Source organism: bacterium (assembly GCA_021371935.1).
Taxonomy (GTDB): domain Bacteria; phylum Armatimonadota; class UBA5829; order UBA5829; family UBA5829; genus UBA5829.
In genome coordinates, this window is the sequence record JAJFVF010000002.1 from 74,031 (window position 1) to 88,276 (window position 14,246).

Consider the following 14,246-nt stretch of genomic DNA (forward strand, 5'->3'; position numbering starts at 1 on the left):
TATTGGAAGGATTTTGCTATGAATGACATGGTCGTACTCTTTCAAGGTGACAGCGTGACGGACTGCACAAGGCTGCAGGAACCGAATGGCCTTGGTTTGGGCTACCCGATGATGATCGCAGCGACGTATGCATCCAAATATCCTGAAGATAGGGTCGAGTTTGTAAACCGAGGAATCAGCGGTAATAGAGTCAGGGACCTTCGCTCCCGCTGGCAGACGGACTGCATAGATATCAAGCCCGATTTGGTTTCAATATTGATCGGCATCAATGATACCTGGCGCCGTTATGACAGCAATGACCCGACCTCCGCCGAAGCGTATGAGCAGGACTATCGTGACATTTTGACTCGCACGCGCGAAAACACGGATGCATTCATTATTATGATGGAGCCGTTCGTGCTTCCTTACCCTGATGACCGGCTTGCATGGCGAGAGGACCTGGACCCGAAGATACATGTGGTTCGCAAGCTCGCCAGGGAATTTGAAGCGGCCCTGATACCGCTTGATGGACTCTTTGCCCAGGCCGCATGCCGCCGCGAACCTCAGTTTTGGGCAGCAGACGGCGTCCATCCAACACTAAACGGGCATGCTTTGATAGCAAGGTTATGGCTGGATGCGGTTGAGGAACTGGGTATATTATAATGCCTCTACCTATTTTGGAGGGACAACATGAAAGCAATGCTTGACAGACTCGCCGCAGGGGAAATATTGGTCTCAGACGGCGCAATGGGCACATTTTTGCAGGCCAAGGGACTGCTGCCAGGTGAATCACCTGAACTTTGGTGTATTACGCATCCTGACGTGGTGAAGGACATAGCCGAATCGTATATTGCAGCAGGAAGCGACATCATTGAAACCAACTCCTTCGGCGGCACAAGCTATAAACAGAAAGAATACGGCTTGGAAGATAGAGTCGCTGAGATTAACACTGCTGCAGCAAAGATAGCAAAAGATGCTATGGGCGAAAGTGGATATGTCGCGGCGTCCGTCGGTCCCACGGGGCGGATTCCATACGACGAAGGCGGCGATGCTTCCAATGAGGACCTCTACAACGCATTCAAAGAACAGGTCATTGCACTTGCGAAAGGCGGAGCGGATGCAATTTGCATTGAGACGATGATGTCCGTAATCGAAGCCTCTCAGGCCATCAGAGCCGCAAAGGAAAATACCGGCTTGCCTGTGATCTGCACATTCACATTTGAGCCTGGCGCTCGCGGTTTCAGGACTATGATGGGCGCAACCCCCGCAGACGCGGCAAAGACGGCAGTCGAGGCCGGGGCGGATATAGTCGGTGCGAATTGCGGCAACGGCATTGAGAATATGATCGAGATTACCGGGCAGATTCGCGAAGCGCTGCCTCATACCCCAATTATGATACAGGCAAATGCCGGAAAACCTGTCTATGAGAATGGCCAGACAATCTTCAAGGCTACACCCGAGGATATGGCCGGGCATGTAGCTGATTTGATAAAGGCCGGTGCAAACGTGATTGGTGGCTGCTGTGGGACCACACCGGGTCACATAAGTGCAATGAAACAGGTAATCGATAACAGGAAATAGGAAATGATCAGCCTCCAGGCAAACTGCCTGGAGGCTTCTCCAGAAATAAATTCAACTTCACACTTTCTTCGCTATATGCACGCTTGCTACGTCCTTGCCCTCCTGAAAACAAAGCGACCCACCTTATAATTCGCATTAAATAAGATGTTATAGCGACAACCAGGGCTATATATAATTATATTGGCGACTGTTTGTTTACAGCCTATCTGCCATTGGGTATATGCTCCCAAGACAGGATTGATTGGCCGGTTGCCGCATTTACAATATGGCGGCGCACACCGCCAATTCAGCGACACACTCTACGGAAGGGAGAGATCAAGTTGCGATACTTAAACAAAATTACACTATGTCTCGTTTTCTTGGTTTTCTGCTCGACTGCGCAGGCACAACAGGGAATATGCCTGTATCGCACCCCGGCACCGCCGTCTATGGTACTTAACAATGGCGCGGAGTCCATTACATTCGACTGGACCATAAACTACCTGACAACCTGCAGTTCACCTTACACATTTGAAATCCTCGATCCATCTGAAGCGGTGATAGTGACACAAAACTATACGTGCGCCGCATCGCCAATTGCGGATTCGTATGAATGGAACCCTGATGGACAGCCATGCGGGTGCTATTACGGACGCCTGAGGTTCTATTCCGACTGGTGCTCACCTCTCACCCGTAAGATTGAAGATGAAGCACGGGTTGCATTCCTTGTGTCTCCATCAGCACGGTTCAGGATATGCAAGTTCCATGACCTCAATGGAAACGGCATAGAGGACCCAGGCGAACCAAGGCTGGCGGGTTGGTCGTATACTATCGAGAGACCTTTGGGTAATGTTGTGGAAATGGCAACCACGCTTGTCGATGGATGCACAGACTATATTACCGTTCCAGTAGACTGTGATGGTACAACCCAGTACTACATTAGGGAGACCATTCAGGATGGATGGGTAAAGACTGCACCTGACGGGGACACAAATCCTATTACGGTGGACCTTTCGCCAGGCACGAATGATGATGTGGTATTTGGAAACTGGCAGCCTGTTATTATAACCGGCTATAAACTGCTGGATCAGGCCCCATGGCCCTGGACCGACCCTGAATATATCGGACCAGAAGGCCAACAGAACCCACCTGAATGGGAACCCACACCGGATTGCGGCACGCAGCCTGTTCCTCCTTCTGCGTGCATCAGCCCGTTCCAGCCAGATCAGGAAGGAATCGGCGGCGTGAGCGTTGCTCTATACAAAGCCGATGGCATAACGCTTGTTACGAGCCTGGCACCAGGATTTGTGAACCCGACTGTCACGAACCCCGATGGATCGTACTCATTCGGTCCTTTCCAGTGGGAGAACGACCTTGTTATCAAGATGGACAATCCGGCAGCTGACCCGCCTGAGTGCGATACTTCACCTGCTGATGGTGACCTTGACCCGTGGCCGGGAGAATATTTCGGAACAGTCGCCACAAGCGTGTGGCCATGCCCGAATATCAATTTCAGCGATCCTCATGAGCTGGATATAACCATACCGCCGCCTGTTACAGGCAATCAGGTATATGGTTGCAATTACTTCTGGAACAATCAACCCTCGAGATTGTGGGGTCTGTTCTGTCCTGACACTTCCGAGTACGTTCCAAGCCCGTTTGTTGACCTTGAGAAAGACGGATATGTATACCCGACACCGTCAGTCAATGCTGATCCGCTGCCGAGTGGATATTACCTCTACCAGGTTCCGGAAATCAGTGTTGAGCCGGAAGGGTTAAGGTCAGGTTTATATACAATCACGCCGCCGGTCCTTCCGAACCCGACAACTCAAGCATGGCAGGTTACTACATATTGCGATGAGGAGTGCAGTGGCGGAAGCTCGTTTATCCTGGCATCGGGTGGATCAGTACAGGTTACACTTCCACCCGGATGCGATGTGCGAGTTGATTTTTGTGTTGTAGAGGAGGTCACAAACAGGCGCTGCTATCTGCCTGTGACATTCACTCAGCAGGGTTGGCACGACTTCTGCGACCCGAACAATACAATCATCCCGGGTGGAATGATCTACAATAAATTCTCTCAAGCCTTTGCTACGTTCAGCTATTACGGCACAACTCTCAACAACACCATGGTTGCCGGCAAAGGTAAGACCATCACTTATACAGGCTTGACCGGCTCGCTGACGCGCCTTTGTCTGTTCCTGCCGCAGACAGGCGCATGCGGTAAGCTGGATCACAACTACGACAGCCCTTACAGCTCGACTCCGGCCGGCTCACTTGCCGGTGAGACTATTGCGCTGATGATGAACATTGCCTACAACGACCGCAGACTGATGCCCAGAACCCCTGGCTATGATTTGGAAAAATTTACTATAGCCAGCGGGATTTATAAGGGCAGAAAGGTAGGAAATGTGCTCAATGATGCTTACTTGGTTCTGGGAGGAGCGTCACCAGCCAGTGTCGGCCTTACCAGCTGCCAGGATCTGGTGGATGTCATGTCACAGATTAACGCGAACTATGCGTTTGTTGACTTCAACGTATTTACAGATAATGGATACCTGATACCGAACAGGACGCTTGGACAGCCCGATCCGGCTACAACGCCGACGGTGCCGTATTCACCGTAACGCATAAATCACAAGGAGGGCAGAGAAGTAATGCAGGGCTCGGAGGGTAACTCCTTCGAGCCCTGTGTAAATTCAACTAAGAAGTCCTTGTTGAACTACTGATAGATTCCGAGATTTTAAGGGATCGTTTGACATATTGACCCGCATATTCAGCAATGCTGATGTGTCTTTGCCGGCATTGAGCGGCAAGCTCCCGGATCGATGCTTTCTGTCTTTTTCCCAGCCTATGGGAACGCAGATACTGCACGAGGTCGTCTGAAAGATACTGCATTACACACCTCACCGACTATAGTGTATCTCTGCATTATATCCCATCAAACTGCCATTCTATGTCAGTCCGCCAACAAATTGTTCTACTTTTTTTTCGGCATCTGAATAAAGCGCACACATCGCCTTGGCATGCTCGTATATGTATTTCCTCAATGAGTGCGGCTCAAGAACTTGTGCATCTCTGCCGTAACCCATTATCCAGATTGCGATCTCTTCTATTCCCGCAACGCATACTTCAAAGATCACGGAACCGTCAGGCCGAGGCTTGACGACCTGGGTAGGATGCCGCCTGGACTCCATTATAATCCTCGCAACCCTTGGAGAGAATCTGACCTTGACGACAGTAGGCTCACCACCCGCCCAGGCTTCCCAACTCAGGCGGAAATAATCGTCCACATCAAATTCTTGTGGCACTTCAAAACACTCATTAGTTTCTACTACCCTGAGAAAACGTGCAAGTTTGAACTGTCTGACCTTGCCATGCTCCCGGCTCGCCGCGATGACATACCAACTGTGTCTTCTGAAAACAATTGCGTATGGATCGATCACATATTCTTTGTCGGCATTGCTTTTTTGAGAAGAGTATATTACATGCAGACGATGATGTTTGTTTAATCCGTTCTCGATCTTGTCCAGGATGTCCGAACTGACGTCACATGGCGGTGCATTCACATGAACACTATGAGCTTCCGCCATATCTCGCGCGGCTACCAATCCATCATATGAAACAGCGTTACGTATCTTCTTCCAGGCAGACTGCGCATACTTGCCGATAGGTGATGTTTGCCCGAATGGTGAGGACTTGAGACTCAGTTTTAATGCCAAAATTTCTTCCGCATCAAGATCCAGCGTATCATCACCGCATAAATCGTTCAGATAATAGCCGCCATCACTGCAGTAGACCGGTGTGGCAAGCTCGACGGCAAGCTCGCTAAGCCATCTATAGATTGTCCTTTCAGACCGCCCCAGTTGACGCGCAAGCCCGTTGATTGTGATGCCGGGCTGTTGCTTTATTAATTCGATAGTCTTTATCAACAGAGCGGATTTTGCCACTTTCCTCACCTCACTCTGCAGTCTAGCAGGCATAGTTACAACTGTCAACACAAAATTAGGTAGTTTGAAGCAAGGAGAATTTGGGTTGATCCTATTGCGATTGCCTCGTAAGCCATTTGCAGGTTTTGTTGACAAAGCCGACAGGCGATGATATACTCCCATTACACAAATCTATATCAGTCTTAGCGAGCAAGGTTGCCCCATTGGGGCTGAAAAGGGAAGACGGTGAAATGCCGTCACGGGCCCGCCGCTGTGACCGGGAACGATCCGGCTTTATCCACTGGCGCTGTTGGCGCTGGGAAGGAGCCGGGGTAGAAAGATCCGGAAGTCAGAAGACCTGCCTGCACGCTATTTGGCGAACATCTTCGGAGGCAAAGATGTCGGCGGCAAGCAGCGCACAAAGCGCATATCAGGCTCCCGGCCAGGAAAACTTCCGAAACAGGCCGAGGGGCCGTTTTGGTATATATGGATTCACTCTAGTTGAGCTGCTGGTGGTTATTGCAGTTATCGCAATATTGGCGGCTATGTTATTCCCCGTGTTTGCAACGACCAAAGAGTCGGGGCGAAGAACTCGTTGTGCACTTCAACTCAAACAGCTTGTCCAGGCTGTCATCTCATATGCTGATGACAACAATGGGCACTATGTGCCAGCCGCAAGTGATATTGCAGGCAGCAATCTTTGCCGATGGCACGGCACGCGCACAAGCACAAACGCAAATTCCTCATTCGACCCCACAAAGGGACCCCTGTGGAAATATATGGGGCGTTCCGGCGGCCTAAAGGAATGCCCAACACTTGTGAACACGGCAAACGGTTTTGAATTAGGCGGCGGAGGGTTCGGCTATAATCAGTTCTACGTCGGCGGGACCTATTATCGCAACTGGGGACCAGAAGCCGATCAGATCGCATCCGCAACCAGCGACATTGCACATCCTTCCATGACCATTATGTTTGCCGACACTGCAATGGCCGCAAGTCCCACAAAATCAGTGATCGAATATTCATTCGCCGAACCACCATACAAAGTCAGCCCGGACGGCCCGGGTATTGCCACAACCAGCCCAAGCATTCATTTTCGACACAATGGCATGGCTAATGTGGGCTGGTGCGATGGGCATATCAGTTTGCAGAGAATGAGATGGACCGCACCCGGTAAAAACATCTATCGCTGCAATAACAAAGCGTTTGCTCTTGGGTGGTTCGGCCCGGAAGATAACAGACTGTTCGACAATAAGTGAGGACATGATTATGGTGAAACTGAAGATATTGGCAATGATGTGTATCTGCGCACTCTGTGTACCCAGTGTGGTCTATGCACGCGACACGTGGTTCGCTGATATAGCAGTAAATGACCCGCTGTGGTATAGCCCCGGCCCAGGGCAGTTTGTGAATAACCCACTTTATAACAACCCTCTAAGATGTATAGGCTCGCCCGATGGCGCTGATGAGCCTTGGTCGCCAAAACACAGCGCAAGTGTGGGTTATGTGACGACCCTGGGTGACCGAGACACAACCAATGACCTCGGCTGGATAATACTCGGTTTCAGCGAGCCTGTTCAGGACAATCCTAAGAACCCGTATGGCCTGGACTTCGTTGTCTTCAGCAACTGCTATTTTATTACCGCAATTGCTCCAGAATATGATCCGGGCTACAGGTGGCAGGAAGTTGCATTCGTCGAGATCAGCAATGACCTCGTCAACTGGTATTTGATAAGGCCGAATATCCTGCCGTCGGAACTGGTCGGCGGGATGGATACAGGTGCTTCCGAAACGGTATTGAGCGGTTATGCCGAGTATACGCCTTCGATTCATCTGCCGACTTCCAGCGCATCTTATGATCCGTTTTGCACCGTTACCCGAACGGCTGAAGAACTCTACAGCGTGCCGGAACGTCCGAGTGTGCCGGAATGTTATAACACACTGCGTTTTGACTATGTCTCCGGCGGCGGTGATGCATTCGACATTGCAGACGCAGTGGTCGAGTCGTCTCCGGGTGTGCCCACGCTGGATACCAATGGCAATGAGATTCCGGCAGGGCTGAGTGAGTTCAAATATGTGCGTCTTACCGATGCAGTTGCCGGTGACAGCGCATCCGGCCTGGGCGAAATATCCGCTGAGATTGACGCGGTCTCGGCAGTGCGTCCGGCTATTACCATTGGTGAGGCAAAGCATATTGACTCAGGGGACTATGCTCTGATTACTGAAGCGGTCGTGACAGCAGTCTTCTCAGACAAGTTCTATATAGAGTCTCCAGATAGAACGGCTGCGATTAGAGTGGACTATGACACCTCCGCTGCAGTCGACGGAAAATATGTGGAAGTGGGAGATAAGCTCACAATTACAGGGCATGTGTCTATAAGCGACGGTCATTACATACTCCCTGATCCGATGTTTTCGTGCACATCTCTCATAGATATGGATTCACAGCCAAAGCCGCTCGGGATGACACTTAAGTCTCTGGAGTCCGACATGGCCTATGGGATGCTCATACGAACTTGGGGAAAGGTGACGGACAGCGATCAGGGATACTGCATAATCTCGGATGGGGCGGCCAATGCGCGCGTTGTGTGGACAGACGAAAGTTACAGCCTGCCGGAGGATTATGATTATGTGGTTGTCTCCGGTATATGCGACAGGGAGGAGGGTGATACGCTCATACGGGTAGTCGATCCGCAATCTGACATCGAATTATATCAGTCACAAACAAATTAAGCACAAGGAGAAAAAGAATGAAGAGGGTTGTAAAGACTCTTATTTTGGTCATGCTGGCCATGTTTGTATCATCGAGCGTAAATGCAAGCGTGCTGACTGCCGCCGGTTACTCGGTGACGGACATTACAATTGATATGCCTGCTTCAGCGTTTTTGGGTGGATTCGATATTCTGCCCAACGGCAATTATGTGATTAATGACGGTTGTTCGATCCGTGAAGTGAAGCGGGACGGCACGGCAGGACAGACATTCTATTCATACGAGACGGCCGTATACGGATCATTTGTGAGAGTGAACAACGGCACACTCTATTTCAGCGATTCGAGTACAGAGAGCAGCAGGATAATGTCTATGTCGCTTTCAGGTGGGTCTGCCACCACTCTCACCACACTCTCCGGCAACTATGATATGGACTTTGCCGGCAATGATGCGTTCGTTGTTGCAGGCAACAGTATCTATAAACTGGGGACAGACGGCAGTCTGGACACAATCGCGACTGCTGACGGCTACTCCGGCCCGCTGGCATTTGACGGCGAGGGCAATCTATATTATGCGCCCGGTCATGTCGCCAGTGATTATTCTTCACTGCCTACAGAGGTGCTTAAGTGGACAAGCAGTCAGGTTGCATCTGCAGTCGGCGCTGGTGTGCTTGGTGAGGCCGACGCCGAAGCGGTTGCTCAAATCGATGGAGCATATGGTTTTGCATTCGATTCGGGCGGCAATTTGCTGATTACCGACAACTCTTCCACTCCCGCAGTAAATATACTCGAAGACGGCACTGTAAGCACCATCGCTGAATTCAGCGCCGATAATACATATTATCCCTACCTGACATTCGTTCGCAGCCGCTCTGAAGGCCAGATTGCTGTCGGCTGCAGTTATTATGATTCGACGTGGAACAGCCATACTCTTATCTGTGAACTGCAGGCCGTCCCCGAACCATCTTCTATGATAGCTTTGTTCTCTATGCTAGGCTTTGCCGCATCTTCAAGGCTCCTCCGCCGCGGCAAGTGACACCACAAACCGGGGTCCGTGCGCAACGGACCCCCCTCTATGTCAGGGCAAACGCACGAGTAACGAAAGTATGAACAACGATGGTTTGTTTGAACACCATCACAAAACATTTATACATGTGTTCGCCCTGATCTCTATGTTTGCACAGCCCTGATAACGTTGTATAATATGGCAATCGTTACAGGAGGGCAGGCTTGGATAGAAAACCCATCATAGGAATAACTCTCGGTGATCCGGCGGGCATCGGACCGGAGATTGTGCTTGGTGCGCTGGAAAATGAGGAGATATACCAACAGTGTGTGCCTGTCGTGATCGGGCATGCCGGCATTTTGAGACGCTGCGCACAGGCAGTAGGCAAGAGCGCCCCTATCATAACTATAGACTCACCGACTGATGCGACAGGTGAGCTTGGCACCATAGAAGTGGTGCATGTAGAGACACCCGGTATGCAGGACATCGAGCCGGGCAGACTCAGTGCCGAAGCGGGACTTGCGGCAAATGCATTCGTCAAGCGGGCATGTGAGCTTGGTCTGGCTGGCGAGATAGATGCAATTGCAACTACCCCGATAAATAAAGAGTCTCTTAGACTTGCCGGGGTCGAATATATCGGGCATACTGAGATGCTGGCAGCTTATTTGGACTCACCGAATCCGCTCACACTTTTCATCACGGAAAACATGCGCATATTCTTTCTCTCACGTCATTTGTCCCTCAGGCAGGCGATAGACTATGTCACAACCGAGAGAGTCCACAAATTCATCAGGCGTGTTCATGAGGCCATGACTGGATTCGGGTTCAAAAACCCGACTATCGGGCTTGCCGCTCTGAACCCGCATGCAAGCGACGGAGGACAGTTTGGCGACGAAGAGGAGAAATACCTGATCCCGGCTGTCCAACTTGCGCTTGAGGAAGGAATTCGGGTCAGCGAACCTATAGGCGCAGATTCGGTCTTTAATATGGCGCTCGAAGGCAAGTTCGACTGCGTTATCTCGCTCTATCACGATCAGGGGCACATCGCGGCTAAGACACGCGACTTCTACGGCACTGTTACCGCTACTTTGGGTCTGCCGGTGCTGCGGACTTCAGTCGATCATGGCACGGCTCTGGATATCGCATGGAAAGGTATCGCAAATCCCGTAAGCATGAAAGCAGCGATTCTGGCGGCGGCGGATATGTTGGGGCGGCTCTAGCCTTCAGGCGGCTATTTTCTGCTTTGTGGCATAGATATAATTACCGAGGGCTTTATCTTCCTGTTTGATGTGATCGATGAGCGGTTCGATTAGTTTGTCACTTACATGAGCCAGGGTTGAGTCGGGATCACCGCTCTGGAAACTGTGTTTGATGCCGGAAAACTCCATCAAATAGAGTGTATGCCGGGCTTTATGGCTGACATATTGAGGATAGCCGTAGCGCATCATATATTTCTCTTCCGTCTGAAAATGGCAGGCCAGATAGTTTTGCGCAAAGGCAATGGTCCGCTCAGCTTCTTCAATGCTTTTCCCGGCGATTACCGCGTTGAGAATGTCGTTTGATCTTCTTATCAGTTCTTTATGCTGGTCATCTATCTCAGTGATCCCAACGGACATCTCAACTGTCCATTCAACATGCATCTTCCGATCCTCTTGTTACTATAGTATCTGATCTATAGTTATATCGGGAAGAAATGCGGCCGACTGGAGACAGATCAACGCTGATTGACGAAATCGTATTTATGCATATCGAGGTCTCTCTTTTTGCCTGCTATATGCTCCAGAGGGACTGAAACAATATCTTTGCCGACGCAGGCTACCATCTTTTCTGTTTCGCCGGAGACGAGCAGATCGAAGGCCGTCTCACCAAACTGGCGGGCAAGGTTGCGGTCGAAATATGTGGGGTTTCCGCCGCGCAGTGTGTGGCCGAGGACGGTGATCCTTATGCGCCTGCCGGTTCCTTCTTCAAGCTGTCTTGCGATGCTTTCAAGGCCGAGGTTTTCACACAGGACGACAAGCCCATGAGTGCCTCCGGCGTCCATCTTGGTTTTTATTTTATTGATTGCCGCATCGATGCCGGGCTCCACTTCGTGTACAAACACTGCATCGGCTCCGGCAGAGTATGCGGTCTCGAGAGCCATATGACCGGCTCTGCCGCCAAGGGTCTCTATCATAAAAACGCGTTCGGAAAGGCTCTCGGCAGTGTCCATTATCTCGTCGGCTGCCCTGAGCGCCTTATTGACCGCTGAGTCGAAACCCAGGGCATAGTCGGTGCCGAAAATGTCGTTGTCAATCGTGCAGGGCACTCCGATTATAGGTGCGCCGCCTATTGCAAGTTTGCCCAGCGCTTCAAGGGTGCCGCCCCCGCCCAGGACGATCAGACCATCGACACCACAGTGCTTCATAGCCTCCTCGATACCCATATCAATGAGCTTGGATTCGAGTCTGCCGTTTCGTGATGTGCCCAAAAAACTCCCGCCGCGCCTGGCAAGACCCTCGAGTTCGACGCCTATGGGAATCGTATCGGCATTAACAAGCCCCTGAAGCCCGCGGAATATCCCGCGCACCTCCAGTCCGAGCTTCTCAGCACGCGCTGCAATGGTGGCGATGCAGGCGTTCATTCCCGGAGCGTCTCCCCCGCTTGTTAGAAGGCCGATTGTTTTTACAGGCATATAGAATGATTATATGCGTTTCGGAAGAATCCCTCTATGCCCGTACAAAAAGAAATCCCGCCGGCAATATCGCCAACGGGCCGTTTGTAGAGCTTGGAGCTCTCAAAGCGGATATAAGCCACAACACTTTAAGGAAGGAGAAAAGATGATTTTCTCATCTTTTATATCGGCAAGAATCGTGCCAAACCTCGCATTTTTAGCAGGCTGATATAATTTTTTTCTGAAGCGATAAAATTGATTGGCCGGTTCTCTTTGTGTTACAATCAGCAAGCAGCCGGGCAATATGCGGCAAAAACGCCCCAAAAAGAGGGTGTTTCCTGGAGGAAGGGACATGCTGCTGCCTTATCGTGTCAAAAACCCACCCAAAAGATTTCCTGTAGCCACAATCTGCATCATTGCAATAAACATTTTGGTTTATATTTTTACCACCAACAGCTTGATCGAGATTAGGGAAGAAGTGGTAACAAGTTATGCCTTTGCATTTGGCGCATCTCCGGCAGTAAATTTCATCTGCGCCTGCTTTCTACATGCCGATCCTTTTCACCTGATCGGCAATATGTTGTTCTTGTGGGTGTTCGGCCCTCCGGTCGAGGATAGACTCGGGATTCCAAAATATATCTTGTTATACTTCGCTACAGGACTATTCGGCGATATATTGCAGGCCATGCTGGATACGGCGTTTATAGGCCATACCGGGCTTGGAATTGGCGCGTCGGGATGCATTATGGGAGTGGTCGGCGCGTATTGGTATTTGTTTTCATGGAGCACAGTCTGCGTCTTCTATTGGTTTGGCTGGATATGGCATGGTGTATGGGAAGTCCAGGCCATCTGGATCATAGGTCTGTATATTTTGATGGACGTGGGTGAAGGGCTGCTGTTCGGGAGTATGGGAGTCGAAGGTGGAGTAGCGAATTTTGCTCATGTCGGCGGAGGAGCGGCGGGAGCAATTTTGTGCTTAATTATGCGCATAAAAAGAGACTCATCCGAGTTATCCGATGCAAAAGCCATCCATTCGGAAATGAAAGACCTCTCTATGCTTCCGCTGCATGCTCTGGAGACGATGTCCAAAGAGGACAACTGTAACCCGGAAATGATTCGCGCGCTGATTAAGGTCGCTCTACGAAACGGCCAGCAGTCGGCAATCGACGCTGCTATGACCGGTGCAGGAGTGGCTTTGATAGACAAAGACCCTGCGCTTGTCGGATATTATCTTACTGATCTTCGTGGCGGTGCGGATATATATAAGCCTGTCCATCTACTGCATCTGGCAGGCACTCTCGACCAATCAGGTGACCATACGCGGGCTATACAAATCTACAACCACCTGTTCAAGAAATATCCGACCGGTCCCGATGCTGAAGCGGCGCTTTATAGAGCGGCAGTCTGTTACTGGTCATCGTTCAATGACAAAAAGAATGCACAGGTCTGTCTGAACGAGATGGCAAAACGCTTTCCAAACGGCTCCATGCTCCAATTCGGACGGAAGCTGTGGAACCAGATCCTCTCGCAAAGCGGCAAAACCTCACCCGGCTAACATATTAGCCCGCTTCGCAGATCATGTCTTCTTGTGGGTAAATATCATATGGCTGTCATCGGAGGTGCGGCGATGAGAGCAGTGATTATTTTATTTTGGATCATTGCATCAGCGGCTCCGGGATTTGGACAAAAGGTGGTATTAACCGGCCCGAACCGCCAAGCAATGATCGAAGGCAGAACATACTCGATAAGCTGGCATGCAAACGGACTCGAAAGTATAAGTGTCATTGCCTATGGAACTCGAACTCCACTGGGAGAAACTTATCGAGGAGATTTCGATATAGTTATCGCGGACAATGTTCCGGCAAACGAAAGCAGAGTAGACTGGAGATTACCCTGGATCGATTCTATAGGGATGATTATCAGAGTGGAAGGGTATGACGGCTCAGGTGAGATTACTGCAGCGGATGAACGCAAATATGCTTTTCGACCGGCTGTCATGGCTTATAGATTTGCCGATGGGATCTACCTCGATCTGCATGACCGGACAAATCAGCGATTATATGTGCAGAAAAATCAGAGGATCACTCACGCATATATATCCAGTTCATCTCGGAATTACCTGTGGCTGCCGCCAAGCAGACACTTGAACATTCCTCATGATCATGCCGGGGTCTTTAGAGTGCTGGCGAAAATACCAAACTACTGGTCAAGGCTCTTCGATGTGCCGATGCCGCATGCGATGCGATATCTCGGCGGGCACTTTATACACGCGACCAGCCCGGACATGTACGAGTATCTAGGCGGACCGGCGTCATCGGGCTGTAACCGTTTGACTGAGTATAACGCTCGTGAGCTGTATGCCATGGCTCCTATCGGGACCAGAGTGGAAGTAATTGGTCCGGGCGGATAGTC

12 protein-coding genes and 1 riboswitch are annotated in these 14,246 nt (G+C 50.6%); of the genes, 9 read left to right on the forward strand and 3 right to left on the reverse strand.

Features of this window, described 5'->3' with window-relative positions; translation table 11 throughout:
- Positions 1 to 18: 18 nt before the first annotated feature.
- The 3 genes from LLG46_00395 (at position 19) to LLG46_00405 (ending at position 4,166) form a co-directional block, all read left to right on the forward strand.
- Positions 19 to 642 (forward strand): SGNH/GDSL hydrolase family protein, encoded by a 624-nt coding sequence (locus LLG46_00395; protein MCE5321754.1) that lies wholly within the window; start codon positions 19 to 21, stop codon positions 640 to 642.
- A 27-nt stretch (positions 643 to 669) separates the two neighbouring features.
- A complete protein-coding gene (locus LLG46_00400) occupies positions 670 to 1,560 on the forward strand; it encodes a homocysteine S-methyltransferase family protein (protein MCE5321755.1) in 891 nt (296 codons plus the stop codon).
- Between the two features lie 320 nt (positions 1,561 to 1,880).
- Entirely contained in the window at positions 1,881 to 4,166 is a 2,286-nt protein-coding gene (locus LLG46_00405; GenBank protein ID MCE5321756.1) for a hypothetical protein, read from the forward strand.
- Between the two features lie 327 nt (positions 4,167 to 4,493).
- Here the strand turns inward: LLG46_00405 and LLG46_00410 are convergent, their stop codons facing one another.
- Entirely contained in the window at positions 4,494 to 5,489 is a 996-nt protein-coding gene (locus LLG46_00410; protein ID MCE5321757.1) for a transcriptional regulator, read from the reverse strand.
- A gap of 175 nt (positions 5,490 to 5,664) precedes the next feature.
- Positions 5,665 to 5,849, forward strand: a riboswitch (cobalamin riboswitch).
- A 17-nt stretch (positions 5,850 to 5,866) separates the two neighbouring features.
- Between LLG46_00410 and LLG46_00415 the strand changes: the two genes are divergently transcribed.
- The 4 genes from LLG46_00415 to pdxA all read left to right on the forward strand — a co-directional run bounded on the left by LLG46_00415 (position 5,867) and on the right by pdxA (position 10,404).
- Positions 5,867 to 6,727 (forward strand): prepilin-type N-terminal cleavage/methylation domain-containing protein, encoded by an 861-nt coding sequence (locus LLG46_00415; protein ID MCE5321758.1) that lies wholly within the window; start codon positions 5,867 to 5,869, stop codon positions 6,725 to 6,727.
- Positions 6,728 to 6,737: 10 nt separating this feature from the next.
- Positions 6,738 to 8,201, forward strand: coding sequence for a hypothetical protein (locus LLG46_00420; GenBank protein MCE5321759.1), 1,464 nt, complete (start codon positions 6,738 to 6,740; stop codon positions 8,199 to 8,201).
- A 17-nt stretch (positions 8,202 to 8,218) separates the two neighbouring features.
- Positions 8,219 to 9,214: a PEP-CTERM sorting domain-containing protein gene (locus LLG46_00425; GenBank protein ID MCE5321760.1), complete on the forward strand. Its 996-nt coding sequence runs from the start codon at positions 8,219 to 8,221 to the stop codon at positions 9,212 to 9,214.
- Between the two features lie 194 nt (positions 9,215 to 9,408).
- Positions 9,409 to 10,404, forward strand: a complete 996-nt coding sequence (gene pdxA / locus LLG46_00430) for a 4-hydroxythreonine-4-phosphate dehydrogenase PdxA (protein MCE5321761.1) — start codon at positions 9,409 to 9,411, stop codon at positions 10,402 to 10,404.
- 3 nt (positions 10,405 to 10,407) lie between these two features.
- Here pdxA and LLG46_00435 read toward each other — a convergent pair whose 3' ends face one another.
- Both LLG46_00435 and LLG46_00440 read right to left on the reverse strand, forming a co-directional pair.
- Positions 10,408 to 10,824 (reverse strand): bacteriohemerythrin, encoded by a 417-nt coding sequence (locus tag LLG46_00435; GenBank protein ID MCE5321762.1) that lies wholly within the window; start codon positions 10,822 to 10,824, stop codon positions 10,408 to 10,410.
- A gap of 74 nt (positions 10,825 to 10,898) precedes the next feature.
- A complete protein-coding gene (locus tag LLG46_00440; protein MCE5321763.1) occupies positions 10,899 to 11,855 on the reverse strand; it encodes an ATP-dependent 6-phosphofructokinase in 957 nt (318 codons plus the stop codon).
- A 283-nt stretch (positions 11,856 to 12,138) separates the two neighbouring features.
- On the opposite strand from LLG46_00440, the gene LLG46_00445 reads away from it, so the two are divergent.
- The gene (locus tag LLG46_00445; protein ID MCE5321764.1) at positions 12,139 to 13,389 is read left to right on the forward strand and encodes a rhomboid family intramembrane serine protease; all 1,251 of its coding nucleotides are present in this window, start codon (positions 12,139 to 12,141) and stop codon (positions 13,387 to 13,389) included.
- 72 nt (positions 13,390 to 13,461) lie between these two features.
- Positions 13,462 to 14,244, forward strand: a complete 783-nt coding sequence (locus LLG46_00450) for a L,D-transpeptidase (protein ID MCE5321765.1) — start codon at positions 13,462 to 13,464, stop codon at positions 14,242 to 14,244.
- Positions 14,245 to 14,246: the final 2 nt, after the last annotated feature.